Here is a 23,217-nt window from a genome sequence, read left to right as displayed (position 1 = left end):
GTTTCCTTACAGGTCAATGACGCCAGGCGCACGCCCGACAGGGTTCAGGCTTGGGCCAGGTGCGGTGAACCGTTGCGCCGTACCTGGCGCACCGAGACAAACAGCAGCGCCGACAGCCCGGCGTACAGGCCGAACAGCCAGGCCGCAGCCTGGGCCGCGCCAGCAGTCCCGCCCGTGGAGGTCAGGCCTGCCAGGTTGACGATCATTCCCGCCAGCGCCGCCCCCAGGGCAGTGGCCACCAGTTGCACCGTGGTAATCGAGGCGCCGGCCAGTTCCTTCTGATCCTGCGGGGCCTGTTCCAGAACCCGGGACAGCAGGTGCGGCCAGGCCAGGCCGATACCGACGCCCACCAGCAGCATGGCCAGGCACACCGCCCCCAGGCTCAGGGCCGGGGTGGCGGTGGCAGGCATGAACAGGCAGGCCAGGAGCAGCCCGGCCACCACCAGGAACGGTCCGATGGCAATCGCCCGGGCCGCGCCCCGCGGGCCAAGGCCTGAGCTGAAGATCGCCCCCAGGGTCCAGCCGGCGGCCATCAGCGCGGCGATATAACCTGCCAGCAACGGCGTCTGCTGATGCAGCACCTGCAGAAACAACGGTACGAAGACCTCGCTGGTCATGCCCACCACCAGCAGGGCCATGGAAATGTACAGCGCCAGCAAGGCACTCCCGGCCTTCAGGCTATTGCGCGGCAACAAGCGCGCGCCGTCGCGGTTCTCCAGAGCGAATACCGGCACCAGCAGAACCAGCCCGGCTCCCAGCCCCAGGGCGTTGTACAGCGGCGATGGGGTGATGCTGCCGATGGAAATGGCCAGTACCACGGCGGTCAGCAACAGCAGTTGCAGGGCGGGAATCGGGCTACGGGGCGCGCTTTCCCGACTCTTGCCCGGCAACAGTGCAACGGCCAGCAGCATGAACAGCAAGGTGCAGGGCAGCAGCACCCAGAACGCCGCGCGCCAGGCCCCATGTTCGGCGAAAATTCCGCCGACCGCCGGGCCGATCAGGGTCGCTGCGCCCCACATGGCGGAAATCAACGCCATCGCCCGGGGCCACAGCGGCTCGTCGAACACCAGGCGGATCATGGCGTAGGGCAACGCGAACAGCAGGCCGCCCCCCAGCCCCTGGACGCTGCGCCCGAGGATCAGCCCGCCCATGTCCGCCGCCAGGGCGCACAGGCTGCAACCGAGCATGAACACCAGGCCCGCCAGGCCGTACGCGGCTTTGGGCCCCAGGAGCGCCAGGGCCCGGGTGGAGAGCACCGAGCCGATGATCGAGGCCACCACGAACAAGGTGGTGTTCCAGGCGTAGTAGTCCAGGCCGCCAATGTCCTTGACCACCGAAGGCAACAGGGTGGTTACCAGGTAGACGTTGATTGCATGCAGGGCCACGCCACCGGCCAGGGCCGCAGAACGCAGCCCGTTCTTGCCCAGTAACAGTGCCGACCATCCGCTTGTCGATGCCATGCCGTTCTCCATGTGTGTTGTTCGCTGTTGGGCGAATGTAATACACAAGCAAATACTTTGATAATTGTTTTTTCCAGCCGTTCCCGCAGTTCCCCCCAGCAGCAGGCAATGGATCGACAAGCTGCGAGCCCCTGCGCCCGAGCCTGTTATGCTTGCGTGGTTGCCGGCGTCATGGACGCTCCTGATACCCCACCTGTGCATTGGTTAATGGCCCAGATGTCTTCGATTTCCCCCTCCACCGAGAAGAAAAGCCCCGGGGCTACCGCCGAGCGGATCCTGTTTCTGCTGAAAACCCGCGGCCCGTTGAAAACCGCCGACCTGGCGCCGCTGCTCAAGGTGTCCCAGGAAGCCGCGCGCCAGCAATTGCAGAAGCTGGTGGACAGCGAACTGATCGTCGGCCAACTGATGCCGGCCCAGGGCGCCGGGCGGCCCTCACAGAAATGGGTGCTCACCGAGCTGGCCCAGGCGCGCTTTCCCGATACCCACGCCAACCTGACCCTGCAGTTGATCGATTCGATCCGCGCGGTGTATGGCGCCGACGGCGTGGAGCGCATCGTCAGCGATATGGAGCGGGCCAACAGCGCCGAGTACCTCAGCGTCTGCGCGCCGTTGCCGACCCTGGAGCAGCGGGTTCGGGCCCTGGCGCAGATCCGTGAAGTGGCCGGCTACATGGCCAGTGTCGAGGCCGACGGAGATGCCTGGCTGCTGATCGAGAGCCATTGCCCGATCTGCGTCGCGGCCCAGCAGTGCCAGGGCTTCTGCCGTTCCGAGTTGCAAGTGTTCCAGGCCGCCATCGGCGAGTTGGGCCAGGTGCAGCGCGTGGAACACCTGATTACCGGCGATCGACGCTGCGTCTATCGCATCCGTGCCACCCCAGTGAGTTGATGCCCGTGCCCCTGCCAGTCCTGTCCCGCCTGCTCAAACAGGGCGCGCTGATCCTCGGCGTCGCCACCCTGACCCTGCTGGCCTGGCGGGCTTACGACAGCGAGCGCGGCCCGGCGCTGCAGCCCTGGCACCTGAAGGTGCCCCATGAACTGAGCGTGGAGCAGTTGGACCACGCCGACTGGGGCGCCTGGCTGCAGGCCGAGGACCGGGTATTCACCGAGGTCCGGCAGCAGGTCAGCGAGCGCCTGGACCCCGGGCAGGTACCGCCCTTCAACCGCTACCGCCAGGACAGCCGGGCCTACCCGCCACGCTTTGCCACGAACTGGAACCGTTCCTACCTGTTGCGCCCGGCGGGTACGCCCCGGGGCGTGGTGGTGCTGCTGCACGGCCTGACCGATTCGCCCTACAGCCTGCGGCATGTCGCCCAGCGCTACGTCGAGCACGGTTACCTGGCCATCGGCTTGCGCCTGCCCGGCCATGGCACGGTGCCGGCGGGGCTGACCGATGCCCAGTGGCAGGACTGGCTGGCCGCCACCCGCCTGGCCCTGCGTACCGCCCGGGCCGAAGTGCCGGCGCCGGCTCCGCTGCACCTGGTGGGCTACTCCAACGGCGCCGCACTGGCGGTCAAGTACACCCTGGATGCCTTGAGCGACCCGCAGTTGCCCCAGGCCCAGCGCCTGGTACTGATTTCCCCGATGATCGGCGTCGCCTCGTCCGCCCGTTTTGCCGGGCTGGCCGCCTTGCCTGCGGTGTTCCCGGCCTTCAGCAAGGCGGCGTGGCTCAACCTGCGGCCCGAATACAACCCGTTCAAGTACAACTCGTTTCCAGCCAATGCCGCGCGCCAGTCCTGGCTGCTGACCGACACCCTGCAAAAGCAGCTCCTGGCTCTGGTGGGTGATCCACGGCTGGCCCGGTTGCCACCTATCCTCAGCTTCCAGTCGTTGACCGACGCCACCGTCAGCACCCCGGCCCTGGTCAGTGGGCTGTACCGGCAACTGCCGGCCAACGGCAGTGAACTGGTGATCTTCGACCTCAACCGCGAGCGTGATTTCGAAGGGCTGCTGGACCCGGCCAGCGTCACCTCCCTGGCCAGCCTGCTACCGCCCGCGCCACGCAACTACACCACCCGCATCCTCAGCAACGAAGGCACGGGCAGCGCGGCACTGGAAGAAGTGAGCACCCCCGCCCTGAGCCCGGACAGCAGCCGGCGGCCCCTTGGCCTGGCCTACCCGCCGGGGGTGTTTTCCCTGTCCCATGTGGCATTGCCCTTCCCCGTCGATGACGGCCTGTACGGCACCCAGCCCAGCCCCGATGAGGATTTTGGCGTGCACCTGGGCACCATTGCCGCCCGTGGCGAACGGGGTGTGCTGGTGGTGCCCATGGATGAGCTGATGCGCCTGAGCGCGAACCCGTTCTACCCCTACCTGATCCAGCGCATCGAGGCGCAGATAGATAAAGCAACAGTTCATTGATTGATCCCGTGAATACCCGAGTGGTAGTTTCGCCGCCCCCTACCCTCCTTGATTTCCGAGGGGGCGCAACTGCCGCCATGGCAGGGAAAGACCATGATCTCCATGCTTCAATCTCCGGCCCTGCGCCTGCCAACGCCCAAGCACCGCACCCTGAAAGCCGCCGCTGCGGCCCTGCTGTTGCTGGGCGCGGCCGCCAGCGCCCAGGCCGACCAGCAACAGGACTTCTGGTACGTACAGACCAGCGTGTACACCAACCACTGGAGCAACGACCCCGACCACAACAACCACCAGGACCTGATCGGCCTGGAGCGCAACTACGCCGACGGTGAACTGTGGGGCGTGAGCACCTTTCGCAACTCCTTCTCCCAGCGTTCCTACTACGCCTACGTCGGCAAGGCCTGGGAAAATGCCGACTGGCCGGTTTACGCCAAGCTCAGTGGCGGCCTGATCCAGGGCTACAAGGGCGACTACAAGGACAAAATCCCGCTGAACCACTTTGGCGTGGCGCCGGTGCTGATCCCGGCCATCGGCACCCATTACGGCCCGGTGGGCGCAGAGCTGGTGGTGCTGGGGGCCGCGGCGGTGATGGTCAACGTCGGCTACCGCCTCTGAGCACCCGGCCCTCGCACAATCGTACAAGACGCCTCTGCACTCCCCTTCCTAGACTCCCCGCTGAATGACCACCGCGCCGCGGTGGCCCGGCGTTGCCATCGTTGCCAGTCCCGGCACACTTGGAAAGGGATCTTCCAATGCACGGTTTTCAACCCTGGAACCCGCAGTTCTATATCAACCCGCTGTACCTGCCGGCTTCCGGCGATGCCCCGCACCAGGTGTTCAACCCGGACACCCGCGAGCCCATCGGGCTCAACCCCAGCTGTACCAAGGACGATGTGCACACCGCGGTGGCGGCGGCCAACGTTGCCCACACCCTGTGGCGCCTGCTGGATACGGATCAGCGTCAGGCGCTGTTGCTGCAACTGGCGGACAGCATGGCCGCCGACAGTGAACTGAACCGGCAGATCATCCGGCAGATGACTCGGGAACTGGCGCTTTGCGTGGCCGAAGCCCGGGCCGAGCTGGATCACTGCGCAGCCGTGTTCCGCTATTACGGGGCACTGGCCGACAGCGATGTCCCGGCCCCGAGCCCGAACGGTGCAGCGCAGTGCCGGCTACGGTATGAGCCCTATGGCGTCAGCGTGCATATCCTGCCGTTCGCCCTGGGCATTGCCCTGCTGGGGCGCACGTTGGCCGCGGCCCTGGCGGCCGGTAACAGTTGCCTGGTCAAGCCGGCGCAGAACGCCAGCCTGTCCACCCTGGCCTTCATGCAGCACTTCGCTGGCCTGCCGGCGGGGCTGGTCTCGTGCATTCCCGGGGACGCCGCCACCGGGCAATGGCTGCTGCAGTCCAGCGGCACCCATGCCGTGGCCTTCACCGGCAGTGTCGGCGCTGCCAGCGCGGTGGCGGTGACCTGCGCCGAACTGCTCAAGCCCTGTGCGATCGAGAGCACCGGCCGCGGCGCGATGATCGTTGCCCAGGACGCCGACGTCGCGCTCGCCGCCGCCTACGGAGCTCGCGCCGCCTTCAGCCGCGGTGGCCAGAGTTGCCTGTCGATCCAGCATTTTTTCGTCGAGGCGCAGGTCCATGACCTGTTCGTCCGGCACTTCATCGAGCACACCCGCCACCCGGGCCACGACTCCAGCAGCGCGGTGCGGCCGCTGATCAGCCAGGCCGCACGGCACAAAGTCCGGCGGCTGGTGCGTGACGCCCTGGCCAAGGGCGCCGCACTGCTGGCCGGAGAACAGGCACTCGAAAACCCGCTGCCCGGCAGCCTGCAACCGCCGGTGATCCTCACCGAGATCGACGACGACATGGTCATCACCCAGGAAGAGTGCCTGGGCCCGGTGGCGGTCATCCGACGGGTGAGTGACCTCGGCGCAGCCGCGCAACTGGCCAACGATTGCCCGGCAAGCTTTGAGGTGACCCTGTTCAGCAAAGATCCGGCGCACGCGGTGCAGTTGGCCCAACGCTTACTGAGCGCCCGGGTGCGGATCAACCCGCCGCCCGTGCCGAACCACCCCGACAGCGAGCACCACTGGACCCTGTCGCAATTGGCCGGCGACCTGTCTCCCAGGGCCCTGGATGCTTTCCGGCGGCCCAAGCGCCTATTGCTCGGTGCTGCAGCGGCCCCGGCCACGCAGCAGGCGCCGGTGCAAGCCTTCGCCGCAGGGCTGCCCGAGTGATGAGCCAGAGGTTGGAAGAGCACGCGGCGACGGTGCTCCTAGGCTTATTGTTGGTCTTCGCAGCCCAGGCCCTCGCGCTGGCTTTTTTCATCCGCCAGGCTCTTGCCGGTGCGGGCCATGACCCGCCGCTGCAAGGCTCGCAGCTCGGCGCCATCAAGGCGCTTGCAGCTGTTGATTTCCCAGGTATCGCCCGTGTTCAGGCTGACCGAGAACAGGCCCCAGTACTCGGTGGCCCCGGCCTTGGGGTCGTTGTAGCCGAGGCTGAAGTCGTAGTACCCGGGATGGGGCGGCTTGCCGTTTTCGTCCTGCAGGTCGCCGTCGATGAACACCCCGGGGCGCTGCAACTGATAGTCCTGGTGCTTGAGGGCCACCCGCAGGACCTGCTCCGCCTGTTCGCGGGTCAGGCCGCTGTCCTTGATCCGGGCCGGCTGCAGGCTATCGGTGGCGCAGGCCACCAGTGTGGTGCAGGCCAGGGACAGGCCAAGCACCCAGGAAGGGCTCTTGAGTTTCAGCACGCCATGCGCCCTCTGACCGCGATGATGATGTCCGCCAGATAGCGGGCGAAGCCATCCCGGCCGCCGGTCTTGGCGTTGCCGGTGTTGTAGCCGCTGCGTACCAGCGCCTGGGCGAATGCCATGGGGTCACGCTGGCCACGTACTGCCGTGCCAAAGCTCGAAGCAAAGGACTGGGCGGACTTCTGGAAGGAGTCGAACTTGGCCACCTTGATGCTGGCGTTGCCCAGGGGCGCCTCGGCGCCGATCTGCAGGGGGGCCGGTGCGTGCATGGAAAAGTAGTTGTTCAGTTCCCGGGCAATGCGCCCGGTGCCGTACTGGCTTTCCTGGGCGGCCAGGCCCAGCAGGTTTTCCACCGGCAGGTCCAGCTGGTCGGCAATCGGCTGGCACACCGCCTTGTACTTGCTGGCAAAGGTCACGGCACTGATGTTGTTGCAGAGTCTGGCGCTCACGTTTGTTCCCTCGGTTGACCGGTCAATTCCATTTACTGCGGTTTTCGCCGCGTGATTATAAAGCAACCCGGGGCCCACGCTGTCGAGTGCGTCACAGCCTCAAGGCAGACGCGTGACCGGCTACCGCGAGAACCTCCGGGCATCACGGGAATTCACCATAAATTTGACGATTTTTTCTTGTTTGCCGCTCTACATTGCGCGCAGTTTTCATTTGCAAATGATTCCTATTGTTTGAGCTGCCCGACGGCTCGATTCTTCCGGCTTGATGCATCCAAAAACCACCGCAGGAGCTGCCTTCTCCATGACCCCACGTATCCCCTCACGCTTGAAAACCGGCCTGCTGGTCGGTGCCTTGCTGACTGCCGGCCATGCCTATGCGGCCGATGCCGACGGCCTGCTGGTGTACAACGCCCAGCACGAAGGCCTGACCAAGGCCTGGGTCGAAGGCTTCACCCGGGACACCGGGATCAAGGTCACCCTGCGTAACGGTGATGACAGCGAAATGGGCAACCAGCTGGTGCAGGAAGGCCAGGCTTCGCCGGCGGACGTGTTCCTCACCGAGAACTCACCGGCCATGGCCCTGGTGGACAACGCCGGGCTGTTCGCCAAAGTGGCTCCGACCACCCTGGAGCAAGTGGCGGCTGCCTATCGTCCAACCCACGGCAACTGGGTGGGCATCGCCGCGCGCTCCACGGTGTTCGTCTACAACCCGGCCAAGCTGCAGCAGGCCGACCTGCCCAAGTCCCTGCTCGACCTGGCGAACCCAGCCTGGAAAGGCCGCTGGGCCGCATCCCCTGCCGGAGCCGACTTCCAGGCCATTGTCAGCGCGGTGCTGGAACTCAAGGGCGAAGCCGCCACCCTGGTATGGCTCAAGGGGATGAAGAGCAATGCCAGCCTCTACCGGGGCAACAGCGCGGTGCTCAAGGCGGTCAACGCCGGCCAGGTGGACAGTGGTGTGATCTATCACTACTACAGCTTCGTCGACCAGGCCAAGACGGGGGAAAACAGCAAGAACACCGCCCTGCACTACTTCAAGCACCAGGATCCAGGGGCGTTTGTCAGCCTTTCCGGCGGTGCGGTTCTGGCTTCCAGCAAGCACCAGGAGCAGGCCCAGGCTTTCCTCAAGTGGATCACCAGCGCCAAGGGCCAGGCAGTGCTCGGCAGCGGCAAGTCGTTCGAATACGCGGTGGGCCTGGGCGCGCAGTCCAATCCCAAGCTGGTGCCCCTGGCCGAGCTGGACGCGCCCAAGGTTGACGCCGCCAGGCTCAACAGCAAGAAAGCCGTGGACCTGATGACCCAGGCCGGCCTCCTGTAAACCCATGGCCGACGACCTCTCACGCTTGCCCGCCGGGGATACGACCCGGGTCGCTGCCGCGACCCACACTGGCTATCGCCGCCACGGGCCGGGACGGCGGGCCGCTCCCTGGCTGTTGGGCGCGGCGCTGCTGGTGTCGCTGGGGGCGCTGCTGCCCCTGGGATTTGTCGTCGGCATCTCGATCCAGACCGGTTGGGCGACCATCGCCGAGCTGGTGCTGCGCCCGCGAGTCGCGCAGCTGCTGGGCAATACCCTGTTGCTGCTGGTGCTGACCCTGCCGCTGTGCGTGCTGCTGGGGATTGCGCTGGCCTGGCTGACCGAACGCAGCGACCTGCCCGGGCGGCGCATCTGGTCGCTGCTGGCCGTGGCGCCCCTGGCCGTGCCGGCGTTCGTCCACAGCTATGCCTGGGTCAGCCTGGCGCCCGCGCTGCACGGCTTGCCAGCGGCGGTGCTGGTGTCGGTGATTGCTTACTTCCCCTTTGTCTACCTGCCGGCGGCGGCCACCCTGCGCCGGCTGGATCCGGCCCTGGAAGACGTGGCCGAGGCCCTGGGGCTCGAACCCTGGGCCCTGTTCCTGCGGGTGGTACTGCCACAGTTGCGCCTGGCCGTGGGCGGCGGCGCATTACTGGTAGGCCTGCATTTGCTGGCCGAGTACGGCCTGTACGCAATGATCCGCTTCGACACCTTCACCACCGCCATCTACGACCAGTTCCAATCCACCTACAACGGCCCGGCGGCGAACATGCTGGCGGGCATCCTGGTGCTGTGCTGCCTGGTGCTGCTGGGGGTGGAGTCCGCCAGCCGTGGCCAGGCGCGCTATGCCCGGGTCGGCTCGGGCAGCCCGCGGCCCCAGCGCATCCAGGCCTTGCGCGGCGTGGCCCGGGCCGCGGGGCTGTTGCTGGCGGCGCTGACCAGTGCTCTGGCCCTGGGCGTGCCCCTGCTGACCCTGGGCAACTGGCTGCTGGCCGGCGGCCTTGAGGTCTGGCAGGTGCCGGAGCTGCTGCCCAGCCTGCGCCAGACCCTGATGCTGGCCAGCCTGGGGGCGCTGTTGACCACCTGTGCAGCGATCCCCGTGGCCTGGCTGTCGATCCGTGCCCCGGGGCGCCTGCTGCGGCTACTGGAAAGCTGCAACTACCTCACCAGTTCCCTGCCCGGCATCGTGGTGGCCCTGGCCCTGGTGACGGTCACGGTGAAATTCGCCAGGCCGATCTACCAGACCAGCTTCACCGTGCTCCTGGCCTACCTGCTGATGTTCCTGCCCCGGGCCCTGGTCAGCCTGCGGGCGGGTATCGCCCAGGCACCGGTGGAGCTGGAAAACATCGCCCGCAGCCTGGGCCGCTCGCCGCTCCAGGCGCTGTGGCGGGTCACCCTGCGCCTGGCGGCACCGGGAGCGGCAGCCGGCGCGGCGCTGGTATTCCTGGCCATCAGCAATGAACTGACCGCGACCCTGCTGCTGGCGCCCAACGGCACCCGCACCCTGGCCACCGGCTTCTGGGCCAGGACCAGCGAGATCGACTACGCCGCCGCGGCACCCTATGCCCTGATCATGATCCTGCTGTCCCTGCCGTTGACCGGCCTCCTCTACCATCAATCCAGACGTACGGCGGGCCGATGAACGCTCTCGAACTCCACGCAGTGCACAAATCCTTCGGCGGCGTGCCGGCGGTGCAGGACATCAGCCTCGGCATGCCCGCCGGCAGCCGCACGGCTATCGTCGGCCCTTCGGGCTCGGGCAAGACCACCTTGCTGCGAATGATCGCCGGCTTCGAGTTTCCCGATCGCGGGCGCATCAGCCTCAATGGCCAGGTGCTGGCGGACGCTCAGGGCGCGGTGCCGGCCCATCAGCGCCTGATCGGCTATGTACCCCAGGATGGCGCGCTGTTTCCGCACCTCAACGTGGCGGCCAATATCGGCTTCGGCCTGACGGGCAAGAACCCGCACAGGCAGCAGCGCATTGCCGAGCTGCTGGACATGGTGGCTCTGGATAGCAGCCTGGCCGCCCGTTGGCCCCACGAGCTTTCCGGCGGCCAGCAGCAGCGGGTTGCCCTGGCCCGGGCCCTGGCGCAGCGCCCGCGGCTGATGCTCCTGGACGAACCCTTTTCCGCCCTCGATACCGGCCTGCGGGCCTCGATGCGCAAGGCCGTGGCACGGCTCCTGGCTGAGGCCGGGGTGACCACCATTCTGGTCACCCATGACCAGGCCGAGGCCTTGTCCTTTGCCGACCAGTTGGCGGTGATGCGCCAGGGCCGGCTGGTGCAGGCCGGTGCGCCGCTGGAGCTGTACCAGCACCCGCGGGATGCCCAGACTGCGCTGTTTCTCGGCGAGGCGGTGCTGCTGCCGGCGCAGCTGGACCAGGGGCTGGCCCAATGTGACCTGGGGCAGGTGCCGATCCGCGAGCGCTCGCTCAAGGGCCCGGCGCGGATCATGCTGCGCCCCGAGCAACTGCAGGTGCTGGCGGACGACGGCGATGGCGCCGGCAGTTGCCCGGGAGTGGTCAGGGACTGCGACTTTGCCGGCAACACCTGCACCCTGAGCATCGGCGTGGCCGGTGCCGGGGGCCATGAACAACTGGTGCCGGTCCGCAGTTCCGGCCTGCATGCGCTACCGGTCGGCAGCCGGGTGCGCATCCGCACCCTGGGGCATGCCCATGTGCTGGGGGCGGCCCCCGGTGCTTGAGTGAAGGATGCTGCCCTTGATCATGGTCACGCGCGGCAATCGCTCCGATACTTCAGCCATGCCGCTGTACAGCGTGGCTACCGGCTCCACCTTGAACAAGGAATGAACCATGACTGATTCTGCCAGCCAAGCAGAGGAATACCTGATGATGCAGGCCGCGCACTGGTGCATACGCCTGCGCGAGGCCGATTGCAGCCTGGCCGAGCGCCGGGCATTCGAGGACTGGCTGCAGAGCGACCCGAGCCATGCCTTCGAGTACGCGAAGATGCTGGAAGCCTGGGACCTCACCGGGCAGTTGTCGCCCACCCTGCCCTCGCTCTGACCCTGCCACGACCTACAGATCGAAGCGGTCGATGGCCCGGCGCCGTTCGTTGTCATCGCGCAGGTCATAGCTGGCCGTGGTCTGGATGTTGCTGTGGTGAGCCAGTTTCTGCGCCAGCGACAGGTCGTGTTCCTCGATCACCCGGGTGATGAACGAGCGCCGGAAATCATGGGGCATGATCCGCACGCCCACCTCCGCCCCGCGTTGCCGGGCAATGTAGTAGATGGCGTGCTTGGTGATGCGCTCGCGAGTGATGTGCCCGCCCCGGCGGATGCGGTTGAACAGGAACGGGTCGTCTACCAGGCCCGCGGGCAGATGCCGGCGGCGCAGGTCCAGCCAGGCCTGCAGCTTGTCGAAAGCCCAGGTGGGTGCGTACTTGATTAACTGACGATTGCCCTTGGCCAGCACCTGCAGGCTGCGCTCGCTGAAATCCACCTGGGCCAGGTCCAGGTTGACCGACTCGGACTTGCGCATGCCCGAGCCATAGAGCAGCGCAATCAGCGCTGCATCGCGCACGCCCTGGGGGCGCGGGTCGGAAGCGCACACAGCCATCAGTTCATGGATCAGGCCGCGCTTGAGGTTGCGCCCACGGGCCAGGCGCGTGCCGCTGATGGCCTTGACCGAACGCATCTTCAGCAGGTGGTCCTGGCTGATCAGGCTGGCCCGCCACGCCTCGTTCATCACCCCGCGCAGGGCGTTGACGTACAGCGATGAGGTATTGGGCGCATAGCCGTCTTCGCGCAAGGTGGCCACCAGGGCCGTGACATGCTCGGGTTGCAGCAGGTGCCAGGGGATTTCTTCCAGGTTCTGTTCGGCGTAGCCCAGGCGGTCGGCGGCGTCCTGCAGCACATAACGCAGGGTCGACTGGCTGGAGGGGGCCAGGCGCCTCAGGTACAGGTTCAAGGGGTTGGGCGCGTCAAGGCCGGCGGCGCGGTCATGGCCCGGCAGGTTCATGGATGCTCCGCTGGGCAAGGTTGTACCGGGTAGCACCTTGGCGAGGTGAAAAAAATACTCCCGGTGGCCCCTTCAATACCCATTGAAAACTGGTTACAAAAGCCGCCAGGCCTGCGCACTTCGATAACTTTGGAAACAAACTGAACACTAGCTGTCTGGCTCGCAGAAAAACGGACTTTTACCTTATTTTTCATATTCGTTTCACAATTTTCGGCTTAATCTCAGCCCCCGACAGACAACCGTCCGAGTGCAGTTTGTTCTCAGGTTGTAAAGATAACACCTTGATCCACCTTTACTTTTCACAAACCTAGTCTTTACTGATTCGCTGCATGGAATGCCCTGTTGGCTCAATAACTGGATGCGCCTTGATGACTGCAAGACCTCCCCGCTTTCCATGAACTGTCCGTTCACCCGCAGCAACCCGTATTCCAGTAATTCGCATTGTGTAAACCCGAGGTAACCATGAACCAGGCTTTCCTTCCTTTCTCGCGCCCGAGTATTGGCGAAGAAGAGATTGCTGCAGTGGAGCAGGTTCTGCGCTCCGGCTGGATCACCACCGGCCCGAAAAACCAGGAACTGGAACAGCAGTTCGCCGAACGCGTCGGCGCCCGCCACGCCGTGGCACTGTCCTCCGCCACCGGCGCCATGCACATCACCCTGCTGGCCCTGGGCATCGGCCCCGGGGATGAAGTGATCACCCCGTCGCAGACCTGGGTCTCCACCGCCAACATGATCTGCCTGCTGGGCGCCACCCCGGTGTTCGTCGATGTCGACCCCGACACCCTGATGAGCGACGCCGCCACCATCGAAGCCGCCATCACCCCGCGGACCAAGGCGATCATCCCGGTGCACTACGCCGGCGCAGCCTTCGACCTCGACCCGCTCTATGCCCTGGCCGACAAGCACGGCATCGCGGTGATCGAAGACGCCGCCCACGCCGCCGGTACCACCTACCGTGGCCGCGCCATCGGCGCCCGGGGCACGGCGATCTTTTCCTTCCACGCGATCAAGAACATGACGTGCGCCGAAGGCGCGATGTTCGTCAGCGATGACGAAGCCCTGGCCAACCGCGTGCGCATGCTCAAGTTCCACGGCCTGGGAGTGGACGCCTACGACCGCCTGACCCATGGCCGCAAGCCACAGGCCCAGGTCATCGAGCCCGGCTTCAAGTACAACCTGGCGGACATGAACGCGGCCATTGCCCTGGTGCAACTGCAACGCCTGGACGAGATCAACGCCAAGCGTGAAGTGCTGGCCAAGGCCTACCTGCAGCGCCTGGAAGGCTTGCCGGTACAGCCCCTGCTCCTGCCCCAGTACCCGCAGCAGCATGCCTGGCACCTGTTCATCCTGCGCATCGACGCCGAACGCTGCGGCCTGGACCGCGAAGCCTTCATGAAAGGCCTGCAGGAACAGAACATCGGCACCGGTATCCACTTCATTGCGACGCACCTGCATACCTATTACCGACAGCGCTTCCCTGAAGTGCAGCTGCCCCATACCGAATGGAATTCGGCGCGGCTATGCTCGATTCCACTGTTTCCGGACATGACCCTCGACGATGTCGAGCGGGTGACCGGTGCCATTGCAAACCTTTTGGACTGAAGCCTTTGAAACCTTATCCGATTCAGTTCGTGTCGATCGTGATCCCGGTCTACAACGAAGAACAGAGCCTCCCCGAGCTGTTGCGGCGTACCGAAGCGGCCTGCCGCCAGCTCAAGCACGAGTTTGAAATCGTCCTGGTGGACGACGGCAGCCGCGACGAGTCGGCGAACATCCTGCAAGCTGCCGCCGAGCGCGAAGGCAGCCCGGTAGTGGCGGTGATCCTCAACCGCAACTACGGCCAGCATGCGGCGATCATGGCCGGCTTCGAGCAGTGTCGGGGCGATGTGGTGATCACCCTCGACGCCGACCTGCAGAACCCGCCGGAGGAAATCCCGCGCCTGGTGGCTCAGGCCGAACTGGGCTACGACGTGGTCGGCACCGTGCGCAACAACCGGCAGGACTCGGCGTTCCGCCGCTGGCCCTCGAAGCTGATCAACCTGGCCGTGCAGCGTTCCACCGGTGTGGCCATGAGCGACTACGGCTGCATGCTGCGGGCCTATCGCCGCACCATCATCGACGCGATGCTGGCCTGCACCGAGCGCAGCACCTTTATCCCGATCCTGGCCAACAGCTTTGCCCGGCACACCACCGAGGTGCTGGTGGAGCACGCCGAGCGCGAGCACGGCGACTCCAAGTACAGCCCGATGCGCCTGATCAACCTGATGTTCGACTTGATCACCTGCATGACCACCACGCCCCTGCGGCTGTTGAGCATCATCGGTTTCGGCATGGCCGGCCTCGGCGCGCTGTTTGCCCTGATGCTGATCGTGCTGCGCCTGATCTTCGGCGCCACCTGGGCCGGCGACGGCACCTTCGTGCTGTTCGCGGTGCTGTTCGTGTTCACCGGTGGCCAGTTCATCGGCATGGGTCTTTTGGGTGAATACCTGGGACGCATGTACAGCGACGTGCGGGCCCGCCCGCGTTTCTTCATCGAAAAAGTCTTGCGCAGCCAGCCTGCGGCCCCGGCCCCTGCTGTGACTGTCGACGGTTTAACTTCCACTCATACTGATCAGGTTTCGCCATGAGCAATAAAGCTGTTGTCTTCGCCTACCACGATATTGGCTGTGCTGGCATCGAAGCCCTGCTCAACGCAGGTTACGAGATCGCCGCCGTGTTCACCCACGCCGATGACCCCAAGGAAAACACCTTCTACGGCTCGGTGGCCCAGCTCTGCGCCCGCAAGGGCATTGCCGTGCATGCCCCGGAAGATGCCAACCACCCGCTGTGGATCGAGCGCATCGCCAAGCTCAACCCCGACTACCTGTTCTCCTTCTATTACCGCAACCTGCTGAGCGAGCCGCTGCTGGCCACTGCCAGCAAAGGCGCGTTCAACCTGCACGGCTCGCTGCTGCCGCGCTACCGTGGCCGCGCACCGGCCAACTGGGTGCTGGTCAAGGGCGAAACCGAAACCGGCGTGACCCTGCACCGCATGGTCAAGCGTGCCGATGCCGGTGCCATCATTGCCCAGGAGCGTGTGGCCATCGAGCGCAGCGACACCGCGCTGAGCCTGCACCACAAACTGCGTGACGCCGCCGCCAGCCTGCTGCGCGACACCCTGCCGGCACTGGCCCAGGGCAAGATCACCGAAACCGCCCAGGACGAGTCCAAGGCCAGCTACTTCGGTCGTCGCACCGCGGCGGACGGCAAGATCGACTGGCAGCGTCCGGCCGAAGAGCTGTTCAACCTGGTGCGCGCCGTGACTCAACCCTACCCGGGCGCCTTCTGCGCCGTGGGCGAGCACAAGCTGATCGTCTGGAGCGCCGAAGTCGCCAAGGGCAACGAAGGCCAGGCCCCGGGCCGGGTCATCAGCGTCGACCCGCTGCGCATCGCCTGTGGCCAGGACTCCCTGGTGATCACCTCCGGCCAGCGCAACGCCAACGGCCTGTTCCTGGGTGGCCCGCAACTGGCCAACGAACTGGGCCTGGTGGACGGTTCCCTGCTGCGCGGCGCCGAATCGGGGCGCAAGCCACGTCGCACCCGCGTACTGATCCTGGGCGTCAACGGCTTTATCGGTAACCACCTGTCCGAGCGCCTGTTGCGTGACGACAAGTACGACGTCTATGGCCTGGACATCGGCTCCGACGCCATCGAGCGCCTGCGCAGCCATCCGAACTTCCACTTCGTCGAAGGCGATATCAGCATTCACTCCGAGTGGATCGAATATCACATCAAGAAGTGCGACGTGGTCCTGCCACTGGTGGCCATCGCCACCCCGATCGAGTACACCCGCAACCCGCTGCGCGTGTTCGAGCTGGACTTCGAAGAGAACCTCAAGCTGGTTCGCTACTGCGTCAAGTACAACAAGCGCGTGATCTTCCCGTCGACTTCGGAAGTCTATGGCATGTGCCAGGACAAGAACTTCGACGAAGACACCTCCAACCTGATCGTCGGCCCGATCAACAAGCAGCGCTGGATCTACTCGGTCTCCAAGCAACTGCTGGACCGGGTGATCTGGGCCTACGGCGCCAAGGGCCTGAACTTCACCCTGTTCCGTCCCTTCAACTGGATGGGCCCGCGCCTGGACCGCCTGGACTCGGCACGCATCGGCAGCTCCCGGGCCATCACCCAGTTGATCCTCAACCTGGTGGAAGGCACCCCGATCCGTCTGTTCGACGGTGGCGAGCAGAAGCGCTGCTTCACCGACATCGCCGACGGCATCGAAGCCCTGGCACGCATCGTCGACAACGAAAACGACTGCTGCAACGGCCAGATCATCAACATCGGCAACCCGGACAACGAAGCCAGCATCCGTCAGCTGGGCGAAGAGCTGCTGCGCCAGTTCGAAGCTCACCCGCTGCGCGGCAACTTCCCGCCGTTCGCCGGTTTCCGCGATGTGGAGAGCAAGGCGTTCTACGGTGCCGGCTACCAGGACGTGGAACACCGCAAGCCAAGCATCGACAACGCCAAGCGCCTGCTGAACTGGGAGCCGACCGTGGAAATGAGCGAAACCATCGGCAATACCCTGGACTTCTTCCTGCGTGAAGCGATGCTGGAAATCGCCGACCGCGCCAAGCAAGAAGCACGCTGATGCAGGCAGGTCTGCGCATTGATGTCGATACCTACCGCGGCACCCGGGAGGGGGTGCCACGGCTGCTCGAATCGCTGGATGAAGCCGGGATCAAGGCCACCTTCTTCTTCAGCGTCGGGCCGGACAACATGGGGCGCCACCTGTGGCGCCTGATCCGTCCGCAGTTCCTCTGGAAAATGCTGCGGTCCAATGCCGCGGGCCTGTACGGCTGGGACATTCTCCTGGCCGGCACTGCCTGGCCGGGTAAACCCATTGGCCGGGACCTGGGGCACTTGATGCGCCAGACCCTGGCCGCCGGCCACGAAGTCGGCCTGCACGCCTGGGATCACCACGGCTGGCAGGCCAATACCGGGCGCTGGAGCCAGGCACAGCTGGTCGAACAGATCCGCCGTGGCGTCGACAGCCTCAACGATATTCTCGGGCAAGCGGTGAGCTGCTCGGCGTCCGCCGGTTGGCGCGCCGACGAACGCGTCATCGAAGCCAAACAGCAATTCGGCTTTCGCTACAACAGCGACTGCCGCGGCCAGAGCCTGTTCCTGCCACGCCTGGCGGACGGCAGCCTGGGCGCACCACAGATTCCGGTGGACCTGCCGACCTTCGACGAAGTGGTCGGGCCGGTGGTGGCCGCCAAGGATTTCAACAGTTACATCCTCGACCGGTTCAGCCCGGACAAACTCAACGTCTATACCGTGCATGCAGAAGTAGAAGGGATTCTCATGGCCAATGATTTTCGCCAGCTGCTGGCCAGCGCCAGGCAGCGCGACATCCACTTCCAACCCCTGGGCGACATGCTCCCGGCGGATCTGGCCAGCCTGCCCGCGGGCAAGGTGGTGCGCGGTGCGCTGGAAGGCCGTGAAGGCTGGCTGGGAGTGCAAGGCGCATGACCAGACGTTGGGCTCTGCCGCTGCTGCTGATCGCGTTCGGCCTGTTCTACCTGCTGCCCCTGGCCACCCACGGTCTGTGGATTCCCGATGAAACCCGCTACGCGCAGATCAGCCAGGAAATGCTCCTGACCGGCAAATGGGCGTCGCCGCACTTCATGGGCATCCGCTATTTTGAGAAACCGGTGGCCGGCTACTGGATGATCGCCATCGGCCAGGCGCTGTTTGGCGACAACCTGTTCGGCGTGCGCGTGGCCTCGGCCTTGAGCACCGGCCTGAGCGTGGTCCTGGCCTACCTGCTGGCCCGGCGCCTGTGGAACGATCCGCGCAAGAGCCTGGCCAGCGCCCTGCTCTACATGAGCTTTACCGTGGTCGCGCTGCAGGCCGGCTACGCCAACCTCGATCCGCAATTCACCTTCTGGGTCAACCTGAGCCTGGTGGCGCTGTGGTTCACCTTCGACTGCCGGACAACCCGCGGCCAGGTGCTGGCCTGGGTGGCGCTGGGCCTGGCCTGCGGCATGGGCTTCATGACCAAGGGCTTTCTGGCCTGGCTGCTGCCGGTGCTGGTGGCCCTGCCCTACGCCATCTGGCAGAAGCGCCTGCGCTCGCTGCTGATTTACGGCGGCCTCGGCGTGCTGGTGGCGATTCTGGTCAGCCTGCCATGGGCCCTGGCGGTGCACTCCCAGGAACCGGACTACTGGCGTTTCTTCTTCTGGCACGAGCACATCCGCCGTTTTGCCGGTGATGATGCCCAGCACGCCTCGCCGTGGTGGTACTACCTGCCGTTGCTGGTGGGGTTCAGCGTGCCCTGGGTGCTGCTGCTGCCGGCCGGCCTGAAGCAGGCCTGGCAACAGCGGCGCCAGAACAGCAGCGGCTTCCTGCTGCTGTGGCTGGTGCTGCCCCTGGCCTTCTTCAGCCTGAGCAAGGGCAAGCTGCCGGCCTATATCCTGCCGTGCCTGTTGCCCCTGGCGCTGTTGATGGGCAACACCCTGGTGGACCGCCTGGCTGCCGGCAAGACCCGGCTGCTGGCATTCAACGGCGTGCTCAACCTGGTGGCCGGCCTGCTGGGGCTGCTGGCCCTGGTGTACTTCCAGATGAAAAAGCCGGTGTATGTGGACGAGCCGCAGCACCTGGTGCTGGTGTATGTGTTGCTGCTGGGCTGGATCCTCAGCAACCTGCTGCAAGCCATGCGCCCCCTGACCCTGTGGGCGGCGCCGGCCCTGGGCAGCTTCCTGCTGGTGGCCCTGGCCCCGGCAGCGCTGCCCAACTCGGTGGTCTACAACAAGATCCCCGACCAGTTCATCATCGATCACGTGGCCGAGCTGGGCCAGGCCAAGGCCCTGCTGAGCAACGACCTGGGAGCTGCCTCCGCCCTGGCCTGGCGCCTGCGTCGCCCCGACGTGACCCTGTACAACACCGAAGGCGAAGTGAAATACGGCCTGGGCTACGAAGACACTGCCGCGCGCAAGGTCGACCTCAATCAGGTCCAGCCGTGGATCGCCGAGGCCCGCAAGCAGGGCTCGATCGGCGTGGTGATGCGGGTCAAGAGCAGCGACGAGGAACATGAAGTCGAGCTGCTGCCCAAGGATGCCAAGCGCTACGAGCAAGGCAATATCGTGATCTTCATCATTCCCCAGGGCCAGCCATGAGCCTGCTGCTTTTGTTGCTGGCCTGCGGGCTGACCTGCCTGGGCCAGGTGGCGCAGAAGTTCGCCGTGGAAAGCTGGCGCGGCCAGCCTTCCAGCGCCCTGCAGAAACTGCGCTCGGGCTGGCTGTGGCTGGCTCTGTTCAGCCTCGGCCTGGGCCTGCTGGTGTGGCTCCTGGTGCTGCAACGCATGGAGGTGGGCGTGGCCTACCCGATGCTCAGCCTGAACTTCGTCTTCATCACCCTGATTGCCCACTTCGTATTCCGTGAGCACATCGACCGGCGCCACTGGTTCGGCGTGGCCCTGGTGATCGGCGGCGTGCTGCTGTTGAGTCGCCACGCATGAGCCGGGCCAAGGGGTTTGCCTTCGCCCTGGGCAGCGTGGCCCTGGTCAGCGGCGCCCAGCTGGGCATGCGCTGGAGCATGACCCGCCTGCCCGCTCCGGATCAGTGGTTGCCGGCGTTGAGTGCCGGCAGCGTCGACCTGGCCGCCCTGGCGGTGGTGGCCGCGGCCATCGCCGCCTATGCGCTGTCGATGCTCTGCTGGCTGCTGGCCTTGCGCGACCTGCCGCTGGGCCGGGCCTATTCGCTGCTCAGCATCAGCTACGCCCTGGTCTACCTGCTGGCCGCCAGCCTGCCGTTGTTCAACGAACCTTTCACGCTTTCCAAAACCCTCGGGGTGGCCCTGGTCATCCTCGGGGTCATCACCATTAACTCTCGATCTGCACCCGCGACAAGTCCCAGGAATACCCCATGAAAATCAGTGTATTTGGAAGTGGTTACGTCGGCCTCGTACAGGCTGCCGTGTTGGCTGAAGTCGGCCACGATGTCATCTGCATGGACATCGACGAGCAAAAGGTCAAACAGCTGCAACAGGGACACGTGAGCATCTTCGAGCCGGGGCTGGCCAGCCTGGTCAAGGAAAACCTCGAAGCCAAGCGCCTGCACTTCACCCACGATGAAAAACTCGCGGTGCAGCATGGCCAGGTGCTGTTCATCGCCGTGGGCACGCCCTCCAGCGAAGACGGTTCGGCGGACCTGCGCTACGTGCTGTCAGTGGGCGACGCGGTGGCCCGCCACCGTGAGCAGCCGGTAATCCTGGTGGAAAAATCCACCGTACCGGTGGGCACGGGCGACACCTTGAAGGCCCACATCGAGAAGGTCCTGGATGGCCGTGCGCTGCAATTCGATATCGTCTCCAACCCGGAATTCCTCAAGGAAGGCTCGGCGGTCACCGACTGCCGCCGGCCGGACCGGATCATCATCGGCTGCGAGCGCGAAGAAGTGCGCGATGTGATGCGCGACCTGTACGCACCGTTCAACCGCAACCATGACCGCATCATGTTCATGGACCTGCGCAGCGCCGAGCTGACCAAGTACGCCGCCAACTGCATGCTGGCGACCAAGATCAGCTTCATCAATCAGATCGCCGAACTGGCCGAGCACCTGGGGGCCGACATCGAAGCGGTGCGCCTGGGCATCGGCGCCGACACCCGCATTGGCTACCACTTCATCTACCCGGGCTGCGGCTACGGCGGTTCGTGCTTCCCCAAGGACATGCGTGCGCTGATCCACAGTGCCCAGCAAGCCCACTGCTCCAGCGACCTGTTGCAAGCCGTGGAAGCCATCAACGAGCGGCAGAAGCACAAGCTGTTCGAACGCATCAAGGCGTTCTACAAGGGCGACCTCAAAGGCAAGACCTTTGCCCTGTGGGGCCTGGCATTTAAGCCCAACACCGACGACATGCGCGACGCCCCGAGCCGGGTACTGCTCGATGCGCTGTTCGCCGCCGGTGCCCAGGTGCGGGCCTTCGACCCGGAAGCCATGCAGGAAACCCAGCGCCTGTACCCGGACGAGTCGCGCCTGATGCTCATGGGCACCCCGGAATCGGTACTGGTGGGCGCCGACGCCCTGGTCATCTGCACCGAGTGGCAGCAGTTCAAGGCACCGGATTTCGACCTGATCCAGCAGCGTCTCAAGGCGCCGGTGATCTTCGACGGGCGCAACCTGTACGACGCCGAGCGCCTGGCGCGCAACGGCTTCACCTACTTCCCGATTGGCCGCGGTGAATCGCGCAACCTGCCGATCCCCCACCAGCAGTGGTCTGCTGAGGCCTGAATGAACACCAGTCACTCCTCCCCTTCGAACACTCTTCTTTGGCAATCGTTGGGGCTGGGGTTGCTGGCCCTGCTGTTGTTCTGCGTCGGCGCCGACCACCAGTCGGCGATCGGCTTCGATTCGCGCTTCGTGCTGTTTGCCAAGGAAATGCTGCGCCACGGGCCGGGGTTCTTCCCCACCACCTACGGCCAGCCCTACGCCGACTACTCCAGCGCCTCGACCCTGCTGGTCTGGCTGTTCTCCCTGCCAGGGGGGCAAGTCACCAGCCTTACCGCCTGGTTGCCCACGGCCATCGCCTCGGCCTTGATCGTCAGCCTGATCTATCGCCTGTTGGCGCCCTATTCGCGCACCTGGGCCCTGCTCAGCGTTGCCCTGCTGTTGCTCAGCAACACCTTTATCAGTGAAACCCGCGCCGTGTCCCTGGACCAGATGCTGGCTGCGGTGTCCCTGGCCGTGTTCTACCTGGGCTACGCCCATGACCATTTCGGTACCCACCGGCGCCTGGGCTGGATCTTCCTCCTGCTGGTGCTGGGCTTTGCCATTCGCGGGCCCATCGGCCTGGTGATTCCCACCGGCATGCTGTGCAGCTACTACCTGCTCAATGGCCAGTGGCGGCGGCTGTTCAGCGTCGGTTTCAGCGCCCTGGCGCTGCTGGTGGCCTGCGTCGGCCTGCTGCTGTGGCTGGCCAAGCTCAGTGGCGGCCAGGCCTTCGTCGACGATGTGATCCGCATGCAGTTCATGGGGCGCATGGACGGCAGCGAAGGCTCCAGCGATGTCTTCTATTACTTCACCAGTTCCCTGGGCAACTACGCCCTGGCCTACCCCCTGGCGATCCTGGCGTGGCTGGCCGTGCTGCTGACCCGCGCCACGGAACAGGGCCCGGGCCTGAAACTGTTGCGCCTGTGCACCGCGGCCGGGTTGATCGTGATGATCGGCCTGTCGATTCCCCAGGCGAAAAAGGCTCGCTACCTGCTGCCGATGCTGCCCATGGCGGCGATCATTGCCGCCTATCCGTTCCAGGCCGGCCGCGGACGGCTGCTGGCCTGGCTGCGCGGGGCGATCCAGGGCCTGTGGCTGCTGCTGCCGGGGTTGCTGATCATCGGCTTGCTGGTGCTACGGCGCAAATTCCCCGAGCAGCTCGACTCGTTGATGCCGATGCTGCTGGTGCTCGGCCTGTTGCAGCTGTTGTCCCTGGGGCTGCTGTTCAAGCGCCAGTGGCGCGCCGTGGGCCTGGCCTACAGCGCAGTGCTGGCAGTCTGGGCCTGCTACATCGGAGTCTTCGAACCGGTGGAGCACCGTCTCTATGACACGCGCACCTTCAGCCACAGCGCCATGCAACTGATCGAGGCCGACCCGGCACCGGTGGTCCTGCACCGCATGGGCAAGGACGCCAAGGCCATCAAGTTCATGGTCAACCTGGACCGGGATCTGCAACCGCAGTTCACCGAAAGCCCAGACGCCCTGGCTCAGGTACCCGGCCCGGCCTGGGTCATCCTCGATCAGAGCGACCTGGCCAGCCTGCAGAATACGCCGCTGGCCGACCTGAAGCCGGTGTTGAGCGGGCGTTTCGACAAGAACGACTTCGTCCTCCTGCACCTGCCCGGGCCAACCGCCGCGCAACCCTGAAAGCGTTGCACGGCCCCTGCCCGCTGCCTAC

At 65.5% G+C, this 23,217-nt stretch carries 21 protein-coding genes; 17 read left to right on the top strand and 4 right to left on the bottom strand.

The annotated features are described in order from the left end of the window. Window positions 1-44: 44 nt before the first annotated feature. Entirely contained in the window at window positions 45-1,460 is a 1,416-nt protein-coding gene (locus ACUXVH_RS10285; RefSeq protein WP_011061319.1) for an MFS transporter, read from the bottom strand. Between the two features lie 108 nt (window positions 1,461-1,568). Here ACUXVH_RS10285 and ACUXVH_RS10280 point away from each other — a divergent pair, with 108 nt between their 5' ends. From ACUXVH_RS10280 to ACUXVH_RS10265, 4 genes are all read left to right on the top strand, one after another. Next, window positions 1,569-2,345: a helix-turn-helix transcriptional regulator gene (locus tag ACUXVH_RS10280; RefSeq protein WP_065364072.1), complete on the top strand. Its 777-nt coding sequence runs from the start codon at window positions 1,569-1,571 to the stop codon at window positions 2,343-2,345. After that, entirely contained in the window at window positions 2,345-3,817 is a 1,473-nt protein-coding gene (locus ACUXVH_RS10275) for an alpha/beta hydrolase (RefSeq protein ID WP_202945056.1), read from the top strand. Before ACUXVH_RS10280 ends, ACUXVH_RS10275 begins: the two co-directional genes overlap by 1 nt. Before the next feature lie 102 nt (window positions 3,818-3,919). Then, window positions 3,920-4,429 (top strand): sn-glycerol-3-phosphate transporter, encoded by a 510-nt coding sequence (locus tag ACUXVH_RS10270; protein WP_227454061.1) that lies wholly within the window; start codon window positions 3,920-3,922, stop codon window positions 4,427-4,429. A gap of 137 nt (window positions 4,430-4,566) precedes the next feature. After that, on the top strand, window positions 4,567-6,057 hold the full coding sequence (locus ACUXVH_RS10265; RefSeq protein ID WP_065364073.1) for an aldehyde dehydrogenase family protein: 1,491 nt from the start codon (window positions 4,567-4,569) through the stop codon (window positions 6,055-6,057). A 44-nt stretch (window positions 6,058-6,101) separates the two neighbouring features. Here ACUXVH_RS10265 and ACUXVH_RS10260 read toward each other — a convergent pair whose 3' ends face one another. Further along, window positions 6,102-6,572 carry a hypothetical protein gene (locus ACUXVH_RS10260; RefSeq protein WP_011061324.1) on the bottom strand — a complete coding sequence of 157 codons (471 nt, stop codon included), beginning with the start codon at window positions 6,570-6,572 and terminating at the stop codon, window positions 6,102-6,104. Beyond that, window positions 6,566-7,021 (bottom strand): glucosaminidase domain-containing protein, encoded by a 456-nt coding sequence (locus ACUXVH_RS10255; protein WP_445494700.1) that lies wholly within the window; start codon window positions 7,019-7,021, stop codon window positions 6,566-6,568. Before ACUXVH_RS10255 ends, ACUXVH_RS10260 begins: the two co-directional genes overlap by 7 nt. Before the next feature lie 301 nt (window positions 7,022-7,322). Between ACUXVH_RS10255 and ACUXVH_RS10250 the strand changes: the two genes are divergently transcribed. The 4 genes from ACUXVH_RS10250 to ACUXVH_RS10235 all read left to right on the top strand — a co-directional run bounded on the left by ACUXVH_RS10250 (window position 7,323) and on the right by ACUXVH_RS10235 (window position 11,334). Continuing rightward, window positions 7,323-8,336, top strand: coding sequence for an iron ABC transporter substrate-binding protein (locus tag ACUXVH_RS10250; protein WP_065364074.1), 1,014 nt, complete (start codon window positions 7,323-7,325; stop codon window positions 8,334-8,336). Window positions 8,337-8,340: 4 nt separating this feature from the next. After that, window positions 8,341-9,951 carry an ABC transporter permease gene (locus ACUXVH_RS10245; protein ID WP_065364075.1) on the top strand — a complete coding sequence of 537 codons (1,611 nt, stop codon included), beginning with the start codon at window positions 8,341-8,343 and terminating at the stop codon, window positions 9,949-9,951. Continuing rightward, complete coding sequence (locus tag ACUXVH_RS10240) at window positions 9,948-11,012, top strand: ABC transporter ATP-binding protein (protein WP_065364076.1); 1,065 nt, start codon at window positions 9,948-9,950, stop codon at window positions 11,010-11,012. Before ACUXVH_RS10245 ends, ACUXVH_RS10240 begins: the two co-directional genes overlap by 4 nt. A gap of 109 nt (window positions 11,013-11,121) precedes the next feature. Then, a complete protein-coding gene (locus tag ACUXVH_RS10235) occupies window positions 11,122-11,334 on the top strand; it encodes a FecR/PupR family sigma factor regulator (RefSeq protein ID WP_065364077.1) in 213 nt (70 codons plus the stop codon). A 12-nt stretch (window positions 11,335-11,346) separates the two neighbouring features. On the opposite strand, the gene ACUXVH_RS10230 is transcribed toward ACUXVH_RS10235, so the two are convergent. Next, on the bottom strand, window positions 11,347-12,288 hold the full coding sequence (locus ACUXVH_RS10230) for a site-specific integrase (RefSeq protein ID WP_065364078.1): 942 nt from the start codon (window positions 12,286-12,288) through the stop codon (window positions 11,347-11,349). A gap of 462 nt (window positions 12,289-12,750) precedes the next feature. Here ACUXVH_RS10230 and arnB point away from each other — a divergent pair, with 462 nt between their 5' ends. From arnB to ACUXVH_RS10185, 9 genes are read left to right on the top strand one after another with little or no spacing between them, the layout of a single operon-like run. Continuing rightward, window positions 12,751-13,890: a UDP-4-amino-4-deoxy-L-arabinose aminotransferase gene (arnB, locus tag ACUXVH_RS10225; protein WP_011061331.1), complete on the top strand. Its 1,140-nt coding sequence runs from the start codon at window positions 12,751-12,753 to the stop codon at window positions 13,888-13,890. Between the two features lie 5 nt (window positions 13,891-13,895). Continuing rightward, a complete protein-coding gene (gene arnC / locus ACUXVH_RS10220) occupies window positions 13,896-14,915 on the top strand; it encodes an undecaprenyl-phosphate 4-deoxy-4-formamido-L-arabinose transferase (protein WP_053158563.1) in 1,020 nt (339 codons plus the stop codon). After that, complete coding sequence (gene arnA / locus ACUXVH_RS10215) at window positions 14,912-16,918, top strand: bifunctional UDP-4-amino-4-deoxy-L-arabinose formyltransferase/UDP-glucuronic acid oxidase ArnA (protein ID WP_011061333.1); 2,007 nt, start codon at window positions 14,912-14,914, stop codon at window positions 16,916-16,918. Before arnC ends, arnA begins: the two co-directional genes overlap by 4 nt. Then, window positions 16,918-17,802: a 4-deoxy-4-formamido-L-arabinose-phosphoundecaprenol deformylase gene (gene arnD / locus ACUXVH_RS10210; RefSeq protein WP_065364080.1), complete on the top strand. Its 885-nt coding sequence runs from the start codon at window positions 16,918-16,920 to the stop codon at window positions 17,800-17,802. Before arnA ends, arnD begins: the two co-directional genes overlap by 1 nt. Then, on the top strand, window positions 17,799-19,448 hold the full coding sequence (gene arnT / locus ACUXVH_RS10205; protein WP_065364081.1) for a lipid IV(A) 4-amino-4-deoxy-L-arabinosyltransferase: 1,650 nt from the start codon (window positions 17,799-17,801) through the stop codon (window positions 19,446-19,448). Before arnD ends, arnT begins: the two co-directional genes overlap by 4 nt. Further along, on the top strand, window positions 19,445-19,789 hold the full coding sequence (gene arnE, locus ACUXVH_RS10200; protein ID WP_011061336.1) for a 4-amino-4-deoxy-L-arabinose-phosphoundecaprenol flippase subunit ArnE: 345 nt from the start codon (window positions 19,445-19,447) through the stop codon (window positions 19,787-19,789). The genes arnT and arnE overlap by 4 nt, the downstream gene beginning before the upstream one ends. Then, window positions 19,786-20,199 (top strand): 4-amino-4-deoxy-L-arabinose-phosphoundecaprenol flippase subunit ArnF, encoded by a 414-nt coding sequence (arnF, locus tag ACUXVH_RS10195; protein WP_015635644.1) that lies wholly within the window; start codon window positions 19,786-19,788, stop codon window positions 20,197-20,199. Before arnE ends, arnF begins: the two co-directional genes overlap by 4 nt. Next, a complete protein-coding gene (locus ACUXVH_RS10190) occupies window positions 20,196-21,560 on the top strand; it encodes a UDP-glucose dehydrogenase family protein (RefSeq protein ID WP_011061338.1) in 1,365 nt (454 codons plus the stop codon). The genes arnF and ACUXVH_RS10190 overlap by 4 nt, the downstream gene beginning before the upstream one ends. Continuing rightward, complete coding sequence (locus ACUXVH_RS10185; protein WP_065364082.1) at window positions 21,561-23,186, top strand: ArnT family glycosyltransferase; 1,626 nt, start codon at window positions 21,561-21,563, stop codon at window positions 23,184-23,186. The last annotated feature ends 31 nt before the right edge of the window (window positions 23,187-23,217 follow it).

This window comes from Pseudomonas sp. 8(2025), from assembly GCF_052665325.1.
The sequence above is the reverse complement of the archived record's forward strand: the minus strand, read 5'-3'. Positions and strand labels throughout refer to the sequence as shown.